The 16,003-nt window shown below is 60.0% G+C and carries 17 protein-coding genes and 1 tRNA gene; 10 read left to right on the top strand and 8 right to left on the bottom strand.

Annotation, left to right across the window (positions count from 1 at the left end; translation table 11 throughout):
- Positions 1–7: 7 nt before the first annotated feature.
- From CHB75_RS13390 to CHB75_RS13380, 3 genes are all read right to left on the bottom strand, one after another.
- Positions 8–1,210 (bottom strand): branched-chain amino acid ABC transporter permease, encoded by a 1,203-nt coding sequence (locus CHB75_RS13390; protein WP_089271294.1) that lies wholly within the window; start codon positions 1,208–1,210, stop codon positions 8–10.
- Between the two features lie 3 nt (positions 1,211–1,213).
- Positions 1,214–2,245 (bottom strand): branched-chain amino acid ABC transporter permease, encoded by a 1,032-nt coding sequence (locus CHB75_RS13385; protein WP_089271292.1) that lies wholly within the window; start codon positions 2,243–2,245, stop codon positions 1,214–1,216.
- 110 nt (positions 2,246–2,355) lie between these two features.
- Positions 2,356–3,720 (bottom strand): substrate-binding protein, encoded by a 1,365-nt coding sequence (locus CHB75_RS13380; RefSeq protein ID WP_089271290.1) that lies wholly within the window; start codon positions 3,718–3,720, stop codon positions 2,356–2,358.
- Between the two features lie 222 nt (positions 3,721–3,942).
- Between CHB75_RS13380 and CHB75_RS13375 the strand changes: the two genes are divergently transcribed.
- The 5 genes from CHB75_RS13375 (at position 3,943) to CHB75_RS13355 (ending at position 9,952) form a co-directional block, all read left to right on the top strand.
- Complete coding sequence (locus CHB75_RS13375; protein WP_089271288.1) at positions 3,943–5,256, top strand: helix-turn-helix domain-containing protein; 1,314 nt, start codon at positions 3,943–3,945, stop codon at positions 5,254–5,256.
- A gap of 87 nt (positions 5,257–5,343) precedes the next feature.
- The gene (locus tag CHB75_RS13370) at positions 5,344–5,727 is read left to right on the top strand and encodes a response regulator transcription factor (RefSeq protein ID WP_089271286.1); all 384 of its coding nucleotides are present in this window, start codon (positions 5,344–5,346) and stop codon (positions 5,725–5,727) included.
- Positions 5,724–6,014, top strand: coding sequence for a hypothetical protein (locus tag CHB75_RS13365; RefSeq protein ID WP_089271284.1), 291 nt, complete (start codon positions 5,724–5,726; stop codon positions 6,012–6,014). The genes CHB75_RS13370 and CHB75_RS13365 overlap by 4 nt, the downstream gene beginning before the upstream one ends.
- The gene (locus CHB75_RS13360; protein WP_089271282.1) at positions 6,011–8,689 is read left to right on the top strand and encodes an ATP-binding protein; all 2,679 of its coding nucleotides are present in this window, start codon (positions 6,011–6,013) and stop codon (positions 8,687–8,689) included. Before CHB75_RS13365 ends, CHB75_RS13360 begins: the two co-directional genes overlap by 4 nt.
- Positions 8,690–8,773: 84 nt before the next feature.
- Positions 8,774–9,952, top strand: a complete 1,179-nt coding sequence (locus CHB75_RS13355; protein WP_089271280.1) for a FliM/FliN family flagellar motor switch protein — start codon at positions 8,774–8,776, stop codon at positions 9,950–9,952.
- Positions 9,953–10,072: 120 nt separating this feature from the next.
- Here the strand turns inward: CHB75_RS13355 and CHB75_RS13350 are convergent, their stop codons facing one another.
- The 4 genes from CHB75_RS13350 to CHB75_RS13335 are packed head-to-tail and all read right to left on the bottom strand — an operon-like array spanning position 10,073 to position 12,257.
- Positions 10,073–10,498: a protein tyrosine phosphatase family protein gene (locus CHB75_RS13350; RefSeq protein WP_089271278.1), complete on the bottom strand. Its 426-nt coding sequence runs from the start codon at positions 10,496–10,498 to the stop codon at positions 10,073–10,075.
- 9 nt (positions 10,499–10,507) lie between these two features.
- On the bottom strand, positions 10,508–10,942 hold the full coding sequence (locus CHB75_RS13345) for a DUF6691 family protein (RefSeq protein WP_089271276.1): 435 nt from the start codon (positions 10,940–10,942) through the stop codon (positions 10,508–10,510).
- Between the two features lies 1 nt (position 10,943).
- Positions 10,944–11,369 (bottom strand): YeeE/YedE family protein, encoded by a 426-nt coding sequence (locus CHB75_RS13340; protein ID WP_089271274.1) that lies wholly within the window; start codon positions 11,367–11,369, stop codon positions 10,944–10,946.
- A gap of 24 nt (positions 11,370–11,393) precedes the next feature.
- Positions 11,394–12,257: an MBL fold metallo-hydrolase gene (locus tag CHB75_RS13335; protein ID WP_089271272.1), complete on the bottom strand. Its 864-nt coding sequence runs from the start codon at positions 12,255–12,257 to the stop codon at positions 11,394–11,396.
- A 360-nt stretch (positions 12,258–12,617) separates the two neighbouring features.
- On the opposite strand from CHB75_RS13335, the gene CHB75_RS13330 reads away from it, so the two are divergent.
- The gene (locus CHB75_RS13330) at positions 12,618–12,830 is read left to right on the top strand and encodes a hypothetical protein (protein WP_089271270.1); all 213 of its coding nucleotides are present in this window, start codon (positions 12,618–12,620) and stop codon (positions 12,828–12,830) included.
- 182 nt (positions 12,831–13,012) lie between these two features.
- Here the strand turns inward: CHB75_RS13330 and CHB75_RS13325 are convergent, their stop codons facing one another.
- The gene (locus CHB75_RS13325) at positions 13,013–13,228 is read right to left on the bottom strand and encodes a hypothetical protein (protein ID WP_176439140.1); all 216 of its coding nucleotides are present in this window, start codon (positions 13,226–13,228) and stop codon (positions 13,013–13,015) included.
- Positions 13,229–13,348: 120 nt separating this feature from the next.
- Here CHB75_RS13325 and CHB75_RS13320 point away from each other — a divergent pair, with 120 nt between their 5' ends.
- The 4 genes from CHB75_RS13320 to CHB75_RS22415 all read left to right on the top strand — a co-directional run bounded on the left by CHB75_RS13320 (position 13,349) and on the right by CHB75_RS22415 (position 15,949).
- Entirely contained in the window at positions 13,349–13,609 is a 261-nt protein-coding gene (locus CHB75_RS13320) for a DUF2312 domain-containing protein (RefSeq protein ID WP_089271268.1), read from the top strand.
- A 332-nt stretch (positions 13,610–13,941) separates the two neighbouring features.
- The gene (locus tag CHB75_RS13315) at positions 13,942–15,612 is read left to right on the top strand and encodes an ABC transporter permease (protein ID WP_089271266.1); all 1,671 of its coding nucleotides are present in this window, start codon (positions 13,942–13,944) and stop codon (positions 15,610–15,612) included.
- A gap of 50 nt (positions 15,613–15,662) precedes the next feature.
- A tRNA-Thr gene (locus CHB75_RS13310) sits at positions 15,663–15,738 on the top strand.
- Positions 15,739–15,799: 61 nt separating this feature from the next.
- On the top strand, positions 15,800–15,949 hold the full coding sequence (locus CHB75_RS22415) for a DUF6538 domain-containing protein (RefSeq protein WP_342745309.1): 150 nt from the start codon (positions 15,800–15,802) through the stop codon (positions 15,947–15,949).
- Positions 15,950–16,003 lie beyond the last annotated feature (54 nt).

The following is a 16,003-nucleotide window of genomic DNA, read 5'->3' as shown; positions in this document are numbered from 1 at the left end:
TGCCTCCTTATTCTGCGGGTGTCTTGGCGGCTGGGGACGTATCCTCAGCAGCCTTCTTGCGGCGGAACAGTTTGCCGATCTTCTGACCACCTTCGACAAGGCCGCCGGGCAGGAAAATCACCACCGCCATGAACATCAGGCCCAGCGTCAGCGACCAGCCCTTGCCCACAAAGGGGTGGACGATGGTCACCATGAAGTCTTCGAGCCCGTCAGGCATGAAGGCAAACCACTGGTGCAGGACGTTGTCGTTGATCTTGGAGAAGATGTTTTCAAAGTACTTGATGAAGCCTGCACCCAGAACCGGGCCGATCAGCGTGCCTGCACCACCCAGAATGGTCATCAGGACAACTTCGCCGGATGCGGTCCACTGCATACGCTCGGCACCGGCCAGAGGGTCCATAGAGGCGAGGAGGCCACCGGCGAGACCGGCATACATACCCGAGATCACGAAGGCTGCCAGCGTGTAGGGGCGCGCATTCAGACCAGTGTAGTTCATCCGTTGCTGGTTGGATTTCACCGCCCGCAACATCAGGCCAAAGGGCGAGCGAAAGATGCGGATGGAGAGGTAAAATGCCAGCAGCAGCAGGATGGCACAAAGATAGTAGCCCGCGTTGAACTGGAACAGCCACGGACCGACGTCCATTGCGTAAGTCGACCGCATCTCGATCCCGAAAAGCTGGGTCACGGGGATCCCGCCATCAGCCGAGATTGAGGTGCCCAGAATGCGCGGATCGTTCAGCGACAGTTGCAGGCCGGTTTCGCCGTTGGTGATCGGCGTCAGCACCGAATAGGCCAGGGCAAAGGACATCTGCGCGAAGGCCAGCGTGAGGATCGAGAAGTAGATTCCCGACCGGCGCAGGCTGACAAAGCCGATGATCAGGGCAAAGGCCCCCGCGACAATGACCGAGAGGAGGATTGCCGGGATCACGTTCATGCTGAGCAGCTTGAACATCCAGACGGCAGAGTAGGAACCCACCCCCAGAAAGGCGGCGTGACCGAATGAAAGGTAGCCGGTCAGGCCAAACAGGATATTGAAGCCGATGGCGAAGATCCCGAAGATCACGAACCGCTGCATAAGATCCGGGTAGCCCGCGTTGAACTGCGCGAGCCCCGAGTCGCTGGGGAAGGGGTTCAGGATAAACGGCGCGCACATGGTCAGCACGGCCACGATCAGCAGAAGGGTCGCGTCTTTTTTCTCGAGTCCGAACATTGTTTACTCCTCCATCACGCCTTTGCGGCCCATCAGGCCACGGGGGCGGGTCAGCAATACGATGATCGCGACGACATAGATGATGATCTGATTGATACCGGGGATCAGGTCGATGACCTGGGTCATCGAGGCAAAGGATTCCAGAATTCCCAGCAGGAAGCCGGCCAGAACGGCACCGGGAAGCGATCCCATGCCTCCGACGACGACCACCACGAAACTGAGAACGAGGAAATCCATACCCATATGATAGTTTGGCGCGTTGATCGGTGCGTACATGACGCCCGCCAGGCCCGCGACAGCCGCGGCAAGGCCGAACATGATGGTGAACCGTTTGTCGATATTGATGCCCAGCAGACCCACTGTCTCGCGGTCGGCCATGCCGGCGCGGACCACCATCCCGAAGGTGGTGAACTGCAGGAAGGCGAAGACTGCGCTGATGATCACGGCGGCAAAGGCAAAATACACGAGGCGCCAGTAAGGATAGATGATCACATTGGGATCAAAGCCCAACAGCACGCCGAAATCGAACGAACCACGGAACACCTCAGGCGCGCCGGTCTGGATCGGATTGGCACCGTAGTAATACTTGATGACTTCCTGAAGCACGATGGCCAGGCCAAAGGTCACAAGGATCTGGTCCGCGTGGGGACGCTTGTAGAAATGCTTGATCAGCCCGCGTTCCATGATGAAACCGATGGCGATCATGATGGGGATGGCGAACAGGATGGCCAGTGGTACGGACCAGTCGATGATCCCGGCACCAAACTCGGGCCCGAACCAGTGCACCACGTAGGGTGTGTCATAGGTCGACGGGTTACCAAGAAAATCTGTCTTGCTGGGATCGACAGTTTTGAAACTGACCGACAGGATCCGCTGCACGGTAACGGCGCAGAACGATCCGATCATGAACAGCGCGCCGTGGGCAAAGTTCACCACGCCGAGCGTACCGAATATCAGTGTCAGACCCAGCGCGATCAGCGCATAGGCCGAACCCTTGTCGAGGCCGTTCAGGATTTGCAGAATGATGGCGTCCATGGTCCCACCCTTTTATGCGATTGTTATGTGGGGAAGCACCCCGCCCGATTGCGGGCAGGGTGCAGATAAACCGGTCGCGCGGGGGGCGCGGCCGGTTAGAGGCAAGTAGCTTATGCGCCCGGGTTGCAGGCGCCCAGAGCACCACCAGCAAACATGGGGTGGTTGGGGTCATAGGTGACCTGCTCGGTCGGTGTGACCTCGACGATTTCCACCAGGTGGAATTCGTCCTCGGGGTTCTCTGCGCCCTTCACGACCAGCACGTCCTTGAAGCACTGGTGATCGTCGGCACGATACAGGGTCGGACCGTTGCCCAGACCGTCGAATTCAAAGCCTGCAAGGGCTTCGCCGATGGCGCAGGGGTTGAACGTGCCGGCACGTGCCGCGGCATCCGCATAAAGCAGCGTCTGCGCATAGCATGTCTGGGCGGCCTGGGACGGCGGGAAGCCGTACTTGTTGCCGAAGGACTGCACAAAGGCGTTGGTGCCCGTGTACTTGGCGCCCATCTGGTTTTCGAGCTTCCAGTCCCAGTTCTGCGAGCCGACGATGCCCTTGATGTTGGCACCGGCACCCTTCGCCATCAGCTCGGAGTAGAGCGGAACGACGATTTCGAAGTTCTTGCCGTTTACCTGCTTGTCGCGTAGGCCGAACTGAACAGCGTTGGTGAGCGAGTTCACCATGTTTCCGCCGTAGTGGTTCAGGACCAGAACATCTGCGCCCGAGTTCAGTACCGGCGTGATGTAGGACGAGAAGTCCGTTGCTGCCAGCGGCGTCAGAACGTTGTTGACCGTTCTCCAGCCAAGCGCTTCGGTCGCGGCCTGGATCGATTCCTGCTGTGTCCAGCCCCAGGTGTAGTCGGCGGTCAGGTGGTAGGCCGCACGATCAGCACCGTAGAGGTTCTTGAGCACTGGCGCGAGCGCCGCTGCCGACATGTAGGCGTTGAAGAAGTGACGGAAACCGTTCGCCTTCTTGTCCTTGCCTGTGGTGTCGTTCGAGTGGGTCAGACCCGCCATGAACACGACGCCCGCTTCCTGGCAGAGACCCTGCACAGCAACAGCCACGCCCGAGGACGAGCCGCCGGAAATCATGATGGCGCCGTCTTTTTCGATCATCGACTTGGCCGATGCACGGGCCGCGTCCGACTTGGTCTGGGTGTCGCCGGTCACAAATGTGACCTTCTTGCCCAGGATACCGGTGCCGTCGAGTGCCTTCGAGGAAAAGGTCGACAGCATGCCGCCGTCGCCTTCACCATTCAGGTGCTCGACAGCGAGTTCGAATGCGCGCAGCTCGTCCGCACCTTCGTCGGCATAGGGGCCGGACTGCGGAACGTTGAAGCCAAGCGTGACAGTATCGCCCGTTGGGGCGTTGGTGTAACCCGAATGTGCAGCCGCCGAAAGATAGGTCGGCAGAGCGAGCCCTGCGCCGGCGACAGCGCCGGTCTTGATCACGCCACGACGTGTCAGATTCATTTTGGACATTAGCATCCTCCCATTTGGTGAAATGCGAATGCAGGCTCCTCTTCCCACAGACGCGTGCACCGTTACGTGCAAATTCAGTATGCGGGTAAGTTCGAAAATTTCGCAACAACTGCTTTGAAAGCATCAGAAATTTTGTAAAGTAATGCACAACATCCATCTGTAATTTGTAAGGATTTTTATGTCGCAGTGCAGAAAGACGTTGATAGCGAAAGGATTTCCCCAATGGGGCGGGACACCCTAACCGGTAGCAGGATCAGAGAGAGGCGGATCATCGCAGGCATCAAGCAGGTCGATCTGGCACGCCGCGTGGCGATTTCAGCTTCTTATCTGAATCTCATCGAACACAACCGGCGCAGAATCGGCGGAAAGTTGCTGCTTGATCTGGCGGGCATTCTTGATGTCGAACCCTCTTTGCTGACTGAGGGGGCCGAGGCGACACTGATCGCGGCCCTGCGCGAGGCGGCATCAGACCCACGTGGCAAGGCGGCGGAACTGGACCGTGCGGAGGAATTCGCTGGGCGGTTTCCCGGCTGGGCATACCTGCTGGCGGATAGCCGACAACGCATGGCCACTCTGGAACGCACTGTCGAAGCCCTGACCGACCGCATGACGCACGATCCCCACCTTGCCGCATCACTGCATGAAATGCTTACGACTGTGACTGCGATCCGCTCTGCCGCATCCATTCTGGCTGAACCGGGTGAGATTGATCCAGAGTGGCAGGAACGCTTTCACCGCAACATCTACGAGGATTCCGCCCGTCTGGCCGACACGAGCCGATCCTTGGTGAGTTATCTTGAGGCGGCGGAGGATACATCGTCGGACCCCAGCGTGCCTCAGGAAGAGGTAGATGCGATTTTCGATGCCGCGGATCATCACATAGCCGAGCTTGAAACCGGCGAAGGCACGCCTGCAGAGGTGGCCGAACATCTTGGCTCCGGTAGGTCCGAACCGGCACGCGCCATGCTTCTGCGCAGTTTCGTCCGCTATGCCGCAGATGCCGCAAAACTGCCGTTGTCGGTTCTATCGGATGTGGTCGCGGAAACTGGCGCCGATCCCATAGCTTTGGCACAGCGTTGCGAAGTGGATACCGGTCTTGCCATGCGTCGTCTTGCCAGCCTGCCGTCTGATGTGTTGCCCGAACCGGTCGGCCTGGCGATCTGCGATGCTTCGGGCAGCCTGACTTACCGCAAGCCGCTCAGGAATTTCGCCATGCCCCGGTTCGGTGCCGGCTGTCCGCTCTGGCCGCTTTATCAGGCGCTGAGCCGCCCGATGATGCTGCTGGGCCAGACCGTCGAACAGCCCGGCCAACCGGCACACATCTTCCGCACCTTTGCCATAGCCTCGCCGACAGGCCCCGCACAGGTGAATCGGGAACCACTGTTCCAGTCCCATATGCTGATCGTGCCACAGACGGGATCCGAGTCAGATCAGTCGCTGCCGGTCGGCACAACCTGTCGGATCTGTCCGCGTACAGGGTGCGATGCCCGCCGCGAGCCGTCGATTTTGAGTGGGCGGGGGCAGATCGGCTTTTGACAGGTGGCAGCGCAAAGGCGATAAAGAACACAGGCATCAAAAAGACGACACAAAGTTGCGCGATGCCATCAGGGGGGAGAAACGAGAATGGCCAAGCAGGTCCTTGTGATCGAGGATGAGCCCAATATCATTGAGGCTATCAGTTTTATTCTTTTACGCGACGGATGGACGGTCAAGACACATTCCAACGGGCTCACCGCGGTCGAGGCGGTGCTGGAACGCAAGCCCGACGTGGTGATCCTTGACGTGATGCTGCCCGGCAAGAGCGGCTATGACATCCTGCGCGAATTACGCGAACTCCCGGAAACTGCTGGCTTGCCGATCCTGATGCTGACCGCGCGGGGCCAGACCAAGGACCGTGAGCTGGCCGAACGCGCCGGTGTTAGCCACTTCATGACAAAACCTTTCAGCAATGCCGAAGTGCTCGACGCGGTTCACGCTCTTGTGGCACCGGTCGGCGGAGCCACATGATCGAGCCTGCCCGTGACCTGACTCCGGATCGGCCCAGATCGCCGCTATTCCTGCAGCGGCAATCCTATCGGCTCAGGCGCCTGATGGATGCCGCCCGTTTCCTGCCTGTGCTGGGGCTGCTTCTCTGGTCGGTGCCGCTGCTCTGGAGCATTGGAGACGAAGAGACCGTGTCGAGTTCAGGCGCGCTGATCTACATCTTTGGCGTCTGGATGGCGCTGATTCTGGCGGCCTTTGTCGTGTCGCTGCGGCTGCGTCTGGGCGGGGATGAGCCAGGGGCGGGGGGATGATCACGCTTAACGCGCTGGTTGCGGTTTGCCTGACCTATGTGGTCTTTCTGTTTTCCGTGGCCTTTGTCGCCGAACGTTCTGCGCTGCGGGGGCAGGTGAGATGGCTCAAGGCGCCGCTGGTCTACACGCTTTCCCTGTCGATCTACTGCACGGCCTGGACATTCTATGGCGCGGTTGGGTCAGCGGCACGGTCGGGGTTTGAATACCTCACGATCTACCTTGGTCCCAGCATCGTGATGGTGGGATGGTGGTGGGTGCTGCGCAAGCTGGTGCGGATCGGGCGCAGTCAACGGATCACATCGGTCGCTGACCTTGTGTCTTCGCGATATGGCAAATCGAACCTGCTGGCGATCTGCGTCACTGTCCTCGCCGTGATCGGGACGACACCCTATATTGCGCTGCAATTGCAGTCGGTCACGCTCAGCTTTGAGGTTTTCGCCCAGCCGGGGGTGCCATCCCCCGAGGAAGGCGCGCGAAGCTATACCGCGCTTTGGGTCGCTTTTGGTCTTGCGATCTTTACCGTGATCTTCGGCACCCGGAACCTGGATGCCAACGAACGCCACCACGGTGTTGTCATGGCCATCGCGGTTGAGGCGGTGGTGAAATTGGCCGCTTTGATGGCCGTCGGAATCTTTGTCGTCTGGGGCCTGTCCGGCGGGGTGGCGCAGACGTTGGACCGCATCGACGCATCGGAACTGGGGCACTGGCAGATGAATGGCGGCCGCTGGGCCGGGCTGACTCTGCTTTCGGCTGCCGCGTTCCTGTGTCTGCCGCGCATGTTTCAGGTGCTGGTGGTCGAAAGCGATGATGAAGGCCATCTGCGCACAGCAAGCTGGGCCTTTCCGCTCTACCTCATGCTGATGAGCCTGTTTGTCGTGCCGATCGCCGTGGTCGGGCTTGATCTGCTGCCCGCCGGATCAAACCCTGACCTCTTTGTTCTGACGGTGCCGCTTGCAACCGGACAAGAGGGGCTGGCGGTGCTGTCGTTCCTGGGCGGCTTCAGTTCAGCCACGTCGATGGTGATCGTTGCGGCGATTGCGCTGTCGACAATGGTGTCGAACCATATCGTCATGCCGATCTTCCTGCGCCTGACCGGCAACGGCGCCAGCGTGTCGGGCGACGTGCGCCATGTGGTGCTGTTGTCCCGGCGGTTGTCGATCGCGGGGGTCGTCACGCTTGGTTACATATATTATTCGCTCTCGGGCGGGGGAACCGCGCTGGCGACCATCGGACTTGTTTCCTTTGCCGGGGTGGCGCAGGTGCTACCCGCAATGCTGGGCGGCATTTTCTGGCGCGGGGCAACCCGGGTGGGCGCGTTGGCAGGGCTGATCATTGGCTTTGCCATCTGGCTCTATACGCTGTTCCTGCCCAGCATCGGCAACGGCGCCCTCTCCGATATGATCATGACCCAGGGGTTGTTCGGCCTGGCCTGGCTGCGCCCGCAGGCCCTGTTCGGGATCTCGGGACTTGACCCGCTGTTGCACGCGTTCCTGTGGAGCATTGCGTTCAACGTCATTGCGTTCATCACCTTTTCGCTGGCCAGTTTTCCCTCGCCGCTGGAACGGTTGCAGGGCGCGCAGTTCGTCAATGTCTTTGACCATTCGGGGGGGCCGCGCAGTTGGTCCGGCGGCGTGGCGCAGGCAGAAGATCTGATGATCATGGCGCAGCGCATTCTTGGTGCGCCAGAGGCGCAGGCGCTGTTCGAACGCGAGGCACGCAGGCAGGGCGCAAGGGGCATGCTCCCAGATCCCAGCCCGGATTTCCTCGAGACACTGGAGAAGGAACTTTCGGGTTCGGTCGGGGCCGCGACTGCCCATGCGATGGTCGGGCAGATTGTCGGCGGCATGTCCGTCTCGGTCGAAGACCTGATGGCGGTGGCAGACGAAAGCGCCCAGCTGATGGAATATTCTTCCCGGCTTGAGACGCAGTCGAACGAACTAAGCCGGACAGCCCGCCAGTTACGTGAGGCGAATCAGAAACTGACCCGGCTTTCGGTGCAAAAGGATGCCTTCCTCAGCCAGATCAGTCATGAACTACGCACGCCTATGACCTCAATCCGGGCATTTTCAGAGATTCTGCGCGACACCAGCGGGCTGACGGCGTCGGAGCAGAATAAATATGCGTCGATCATCCATGACGAGGCGATCCGGCTGACTCGACTGCTGGACGATCTGCTCGATCTTAGCGTGCTCGAAAATGGGCAGGTGAATCTGAACCTGCGTCAAGGTCTGCTTTCCGATCTTCTTGATCGGGCGGCCGCTGCAGCCAATGACGGCGGGCACGACCTGCGCATCCGCCGGGACGTACGCGCAGAGCAGGTGATGCTGAACACCGATCTGGACCGCCTCAGTCAGGTCTTTATCAATCTTATCGCCAATGCCCGTAAATATTGCGACGCCGACGTGCCGGAACTGGAGATTCGGGTGAGCGAAGAGAAAGGCCTGCTGGTGATCGATTTTATTGACAACGGCAGTGGCATCAGCGCCGAAGCGCAGGACATGATTTTTGAAAAATTCGCGCGTGTCAGCGACCGACAGGCGGGCGGTGCGGGCCTAGGGCTGGCCATCAGCCGACAGATCATGACCCGGCTGGGTGGTCATATCACTTATCTGCCGGGGCGCAGCGGGGCGGCATTCAGGGTCGAGCTGCCCAGGAACTTTGTCGTGCCTGCGTAATTAGGTTGTTCTGTTAAAGCTGTTGGTAACCAAATTTGCGCATAAACCTGAAGGCAGACAGCCAGGAAATGGGCAATTTGAACTATGGGTGAAGCGGCAAGACAGGATGTTCTGGGCCAGAAGGCCAGCGCCTCGCGCCGGGCCTTTGAGGCCCGCGCCATGTCGCCTGCCAAGGCCTTGCGCCTGGCATTGTGCCGGACATCTGAAGTTCTGTGGGAATTGGCGCTGGTCACCCAAGGGGTCCAGCAGGAAGTTCTTGATCAGGACGGGTGTATCGAGATGCTTGCGCCCGGGCTGTTGCTGGTTCTCATGGAAGGACCCGAAGGCGCGCGTGGCCTTGCCTCCTTCGACCGCGAGATCATGACCGGCATGATCGAGATTCAGACCATTTCAAAAGTTACCCGGATGCCGATCGAGGATCGGCCGCTGACGCCGACAGACGCTGCCATGATGGCACCCTTGATCGACGGCACGCTGGAACGTTTCGAATCTAATCTTGCGGGGCATCCTGATCTTGTTCAGCTCAGCGGATTTCGTTTTGGTGCCATTGTCGAGGATGCACGCACCGCGAGCCTGCTGCTTGAAGCGGCAACGTTCCGTGCCTTCCGCGTCACATTGGATTTGGACACCGGGACACGCCGGGGCGAAATACAGATCATGCTGCCCGAGCGCGAGATTTCCATTGCACCCAATCCGACGGCCGCGTCGGAACCCGGCCCGCATGAGCCGCGCATGATGCTTGTACCCGCCCATATCGAGGCGATTCTGGCCCGAATCCGGATGCCGCTGAGCAAGGCCAGTGCATTGCGGCCCGGTGATCTTATCGAGTTGCCTGACAAGGCGCTGGAAAAGGCCGAGCTGGTGGCTGCAAAGGGTCACAGACTTGCCGCGGGGCGTTTGGGGCAGATGAACGGCTTTCGTGCCATCCGCCTGAACCTCCCTCCCGGGATCAAACGTGTTCAGCAATTGGAGGCTGAGGCGGATGTGGAAGATGCGGTGATGGATTTTGCCGCGCCCCCCGAAGAAGATATTGGCGAACTCAGTTTTGGCGGTGGGATGGATCTGCCCGAAACGGAAATTGACCTGCCTGGCGCAGATTTTGACTTCTCCGAAGCAGAAGAAGATCTGCCCGACCTGCCAGCGCTGGATTTCGACACGGAATTTGGCGGCGGAGGAGACTTTGATTTCGATGCCGACGCTATGGAAGAGGGCGGTGAGGATTTCCCAATGGCCGCGATGGAGACGGAATGGGATGACAAATAAGCGACCGTCTGCGCCAACGCCTTAACCGTTGAGCGGCCTGAGGTTCAGGCAACACTGCAGCCGGTCGGATGCCTCTCGGGGGTCAGCCTAAAGAGGCCGCAGAAACGCAGCGCGCTCCGGTCAGCTTTCGCGCAGGTTTTCCAGTGTCGGCCGCAAACCTTCAAGATCGTAGCCCGCCTTGGACACCGAGCTTAAAATCGTATCGGTGTCCTGCGTGCCAACCTGTCCCAGCGCCCAGACGACAGAACTGCGCGTGCCTGATGCGCAATATGCCAGAACCGGCCCTTCGGACCCTTCGATAAATGCCGCATGCTGGCCTATGTTTTCCGGAGTCATCGTCTGGTGCGTCAGCGGCAATTCCTTGAACTGCAGGCCCGCCGCTGTCACGGCGGCTTTGATCGCTGTCGCATGATGGCTGGGCGGAACCTCACTATCGGGGCGGTTGCAGATCACGGTCGTGATCCCCGCGTCTTTGATCGCCGGAACATCCTCGACGCTGATCTGCGGTGAGACGTGGTATTTAGGTGTGATTTGACGGATTTGCATGTGATTCAATTACTCTGCCGGAACGGCGCTGTCCAGATAGGACCGCATCCTTGGCGCGAGCCACATCCCGGCCAGCATCGCCGCTATGAATACAATGACACCAGGGCCACCATAAGTGATCGACGCGATGGCGGGGCCGGGACACATGCCCGCCAATCCCCAGCCAATCCCGAAGAGCACCGACCCGATGACCAAATTGCGACCGATCCGGGGTTCCGAGGGTGGTGGAAAGGTCCCGCCGACCAGTGGCGACTTGCGTATGCGGGCCAGTTGCCATGCGATGGCCATGGGGATGATCGCGCCGCCCATGACAAAGGCCAGCGTCGGATCCCAGGCGCCGAATATGTCCAGCCAGCCTTGCACCTTGGTGGTGTCTGTCATGCCGGATATGTGCAGACCGGCGCCGAAAAGGCTGCCCGCCAGCAGGGCAAAGAGATTGCGCATATCAGATCACTCCCAGCAGGTGGCGGAAAAACAATACGGTGATGCCCCCGGCGCCGATGTAGAAACAGGTGGCGACGATGCCGCGCAGGCTAAGCCGAGATATGCCGCAGACCCCGTGTCCAGAGGTGCAGCCATTGGCGATGCGCGTGCCGATACCGACCAACAGCCCCGCCGCGACCAGCACAGCAAGATTGCTGGTGATATGGGTGGCCACGCCGCCAAAGGCCAGCGTGAGCAGCAGGGGCAGGGCGATCACCCCGGCCAGAAAACTCAGCCGTTCCGCGGCGGTATTGCGCCCCGTGCCGTCGATCATTCCGCCGATGATGCCGCTTGCCCCCATGACCCGCCCGTTGGCGAGCAGGTAAACCGCGCCGCCCGTGCCGATAAGTAGCCCGCCCAGCAGGCCACGGATCCAGTCCATTTCCATGATCACTCCTCAAAGCCCGCAGGCTTACAGTTTGTTTATTGGCACCTTGAGGAAGACGTTCCCCTGCGCATCCGCATCCGGCATGTGGCCCGCGCGCATATTCACCTGCAACGACGGGATAATCAGTTTCGGCATGCCCAACTGTGCGTCGCGGGCGCTTCGCATTGCCACGAAATCGTCCAGACCGCGGCCCGCGCCGACGTGCACGTTGCTGGCCTTTTCCGCCGCAACAGTGGTTTCCCAAGCGTAGTCATCGCGCCCCGGTGCCTTGTAGTCGTGACCGACAAAGATACGGGTTGCGTCGGGCAGTGACAGGATCTTTTGCACAGACTCATAGAGGGTGGTCGGGGATCCCCCCGGAAAGTCGCAGCGTGCGGTGCCGAAGTCCGGCATGAAAAGCGTGTCGCCCACAAAGGCCGCGTCGCCGATGACGTAGGTCAGGCATGCCGGTGTATGGCCCGGTGTGTGCAGAACGTCGCCCCGAAGCTGGCCGATGTGCAGGCTGTCGCCTTCCTTGAACAGGGCGTCGAATTGTGACCCGTCGCGCTGGAATTCAGTACCTTCGTTGAAGACCTTGCCAAAGGTTTCCTGCACCACGGTGATGCGGTCGCCGATACCGATCTTGCCACCGACCTTTTCCTGAATGTAGGGGGCGGCCGAAAGATGATCCGCGTGTACGTGGGTTTCCAGCAGCCACTGCACGTCAAGGTTGTGATCCTGTACGTATGCAATAATCCTGTCCGCCGAGCGGGTGTCGGTGCGACCAGAGGCATGATCAAAGTCCAGAACGGAATCGATGATCGCGCATGCGCTGCCTTCCGGGTCTTTCACGACATAGGAAATTGTGTTCGTCGCGTCGTCGAAAAAGCCTGTTACGTCTGGTTTCATGTTCAACACTCCTAATTCCGTCAACACATAATGAAAATTGAATGTGTTTCAAGCACTTTTCGCGTCGCCCGTTAATATTTCGGCTGGTGGCACAGGCGATCTGACACAATTCTGATCATTTGAAGCAAAAACCGCGACGAAAGTCTTGATCGACTCGCTATGACGTCGCATCGTGGTACACACGTTAAGGGCGTGTGCCCGCAGGAGAGGGCGCATACCGGTTTCCACGCCGATTCCATTTCAAAGCCGCGCGATCCGCGCGGGCAAGAGGTGTACCGGCAGCTTGACGTGTAGATCGGTGGGCAACAGGTCTATCGGCACTGAACCAGTGAGAACGACATACCATAGGGAGGCATTATCATGACCAAACAGACCCTGAAGCGCCGGATTGACGCACTTGAAAACGATATTTCGGAGGTCGATGCCGACACGCGCAAGGACATGATTTCCCGGTTGGAACGGATGGTTCTGACACTCGGTTTCAATGGATCCGTTCCGCGCAGCACTGTCGGACGCCACAGGCAACAGAGCCAGGAAGAGGCGGAAGATTTTTTCGACAACATGCCCATCTGAGCGGGTTGTGGCATCAAGGCGGGGCATTTAAGGGCCGGGTGAATGGCGGTCGCTTTCGATATAAGACGGCTTGCGGCGTTTGGGACGGGGCACCTGTCAACGCAAATACCGCAGGCTTTGGTCCGGATGCGCCCCCGCTTGTCAGGCGGGAATCTGGCATGGGCGTGGCTGCACGTCAGGCGTTAGCCTAGGAATATCCCAAGAATGACCATCATCAACCCGATGACCGACAGGCCAAGCGCGCCGAAATTGTAAGGGAGCACCCGATGCACGGCGGCGCGCAACTCGTCATCCGACAGCCCGGCGCGGCGGGCGCGGGCGACTTTGACGATGCACCACATTAGTCCGACAAGTCCCAGCACCGAAAGTGCTGCACCCGTCCAGATCAGAACATCCATCAGACTGCCTTTCATCCCGTTATACATGCGCGCGGTAATTCATTGCCGGTGCTGCCGCAACCCCTTGATGGGGTGGGCGGGCCGCGCTATCGAGAGGGCCAATCGCCCAGGAGAGAGCAGATGAGTGACGAGCAAGCAGATGCAACCTATCGCGTGACGGCAGATGAATTGCGCCAGTTTATCGAGCGTATTGAACGGCTTGATCAGGAAAAGAAAGACATCGCCGACCAGCAGAAAGAGGTCATGGCCGAGGCCAAGGGCCGTGGTTACGACACCAAGGTTATCCGCAAGGTAATTGCACTGCGCAAGCGTGAGCCTGACGATATCGCCGAAGAAGAAGCGGTGATGGAGATGTACAAGGAAGCGCTTGGCATGTCGTAAACCGGCATATGGTAAGCGTATGGAAACCGTATGGTTTTGATATGGCTGCCGTATGGGTTTGCCCGGACTCGTCCCCGTTCGTTGGCGTTCAGTGGCTGAACGCCGCCGTTCATCCTCTGTGCGAGGGGGCGGCGCACAGGAATGCGGTCGGGCTTGGATGTGATCCGCGCAAAGCTGTGGATCGCTACGTTTCCATATCGCCACGGCGACCCGATCCCTGCGAGCCAGTGTGAAAGATCCTCGGTAACCGGGGGGTTTTTGAAACGCGCGCGCTGCCCTATACGGCTTGTCATGCCATGTGACCCCGTATTTGCATCGGAGCCCGTCCGCCCATGTCCGTGACCGACACCTCTGACAGCCCGGCGACGTTGCTGCGGCGTCTTGCCAGATTTTGCCCCAGCCCCTGGTCGATTGGCGCTATTGTAATTGCCGCCATCGTCGTCGGGCCGATCCTTGCGGTGGTCTGGATCGCGCTGTTCCCGTCGGACAACATCTGGCCGCACCTGATTTCAACCACCCTGCCGCGCTATGTGAAAACCACGGCCATCCTGATGTCCCTGGTCGGGCTGTTGTCGGCGGTGGTCGGCACCGGTACCGCCTGGATGATCTGCCGGTATGAATTCCCGGGGCGGCGCTGGCTGGAATGGCTGCTGCTTTTGCCGCTGGCGATCCCCGGCTACATGGGCGCCTACGCCCTGGTCGATTTTCTGGAATATGCCGGACCGGTGCAGACCGCCCTGCGCGATGTCTTTGGCTGGTCCTCGGCGCGGGACTACTGGTTCCCCGAGATCCGATCGATGGGGGCGGCGGTTCTGGTGTTGGCGGCATCGCTTTTCCCATATGTCTATCTGCTGGCCCGGGCCGCGTTCCGTGAACAGTCCGGCAGCGCCGAAGAGGTGGCCCAGTCGCTGGGGGCAGGCGCATGGGGGCGGTTCTATCGCGTTGGCCTGCCTTTGGCCCGTCCGGCGATTGCCGCAGGTGTTGCCATCGTGATGATGGAAGCGGTGAACGATTTCGGCACCGTCGACTACTTTGCCGTGCAGACCCTGACCACGGGTATCTTCAGCGTCTGGCTGCAAGGTGGCAATGCGGGCGGCGCGGCGCAGATTGCCTGTGTCGTGCTGGTACTGGTGATCCTGCTGGTCACGCTGGAAAAGTCGAGCCGTCGGCGGATGCGGTTCTTTAACCTGTCGTCGCGTCATCGCCCGGTCCCGCGTCGGCGGTTGCCAGGGTTCGCCGGTATCGCGACCATGGTGATCTGCGCGCTGCCGTTTCTGTTTGGCTTTGCGCTGCCGGTCGGGGTGCTGCTGAGCCATGTGCTGGACAATGGCGCACGCTGGAACGATCCAGCGCTGATTGCGGCCATGCGCAACACGCTGACGGTGGGCGGGATCGCGGCGCTGATCACGGTGGCGGGGGGGATTTTTCTGGTCTACGGCGTGCGGCTGTCGGGACGTCAGATCCCGCGGTTGCTGCTGCCTGTCACGACCATCGGCTATGCGGCGCCGGGGGCGGTGCTGGGGATCGGCATCCTGATCCCTCTGGCGGGGATCGATCACACCCTGGCAGATTTTATCGAACGTGTGAGCGGCTATGACATCGGCCTTGTGCTGACCGGATCGGCCTTTGCGCTGGTGCTGGCCTACTGCGTGCGGTTCTTTGCAATCGCGCAGGGGGCGGCGGATGCGGCCATGGGCCGGGTGTCGCCGAATCTCGCGCTTGCGGCGCGGTCGCTGGGCCGCACACAGGGGCAGACGCTGAGCGCGGTCTACTATCCGCTGATCCGCTCCTCGGTCGCCTCGGCGTTGCTTTTGGTGTTTGTGGACTGCGTCAAGGAACTGCCCGCGACGCTTTTGCTGCGTCCGTTCAACTTTGATACGCTGGCGACACGGGTGCACGAACAGGCCAGTCTTGAAAACATCGGAGGCGCGGCCCCCCCGGCGATTTTGGTGATCCTGGTGGGCTTGTTTGCGGTTGGCCTGCTGGCGCGTGCAAACAGGTAAAAAAGCCTCTTGCACGATTGGCCCGGTCTGGGTATGCCTGCGCCGCAAGTGCCCCTATAGCTCAGCTGGTAGAGCAACTGATTTGTAATCAGTAGGTCCGCGGTTCGAGTCCGTGTGGGGGCACCATTGATCCAGATAACACATAGGTTTCGCTCCAGCTCGTAGCCACTGCTACGAGCCGTAGACCATGTCGGAGACCAATTCGCCCACGTTCACCTTTGTTAAGGACGGTGTGTTTTACTTCAGCCGTCGCATCCCAAGTGAACTGCAAAGCCACTATACCGCGCCTCGGATTGCCTATTGGCTCCGCACGAAATCTGCAAAATTGCCGAAGTGAGAGCAAGAAGAGCTGCCGGATTGGATCGGGAGATTTCTTAGCTGAGTTGCGCGA

The organism is Puniceibacterium sediminis, assembly GCF_900188035.1.
Taxonomy (GTDB): Bacteria; Pseudomonadota; Alphaproteobacteria; order Rhodobacterales; family Rhodobacteraceae; genus Puniceibacterium; species Puniceibacterium sediminis.
The sequence above is the reverse complement of the archived record's forward strand: the minus strand, read 5'-3'. Positions and strand labels throughout refer to the sequence as shown.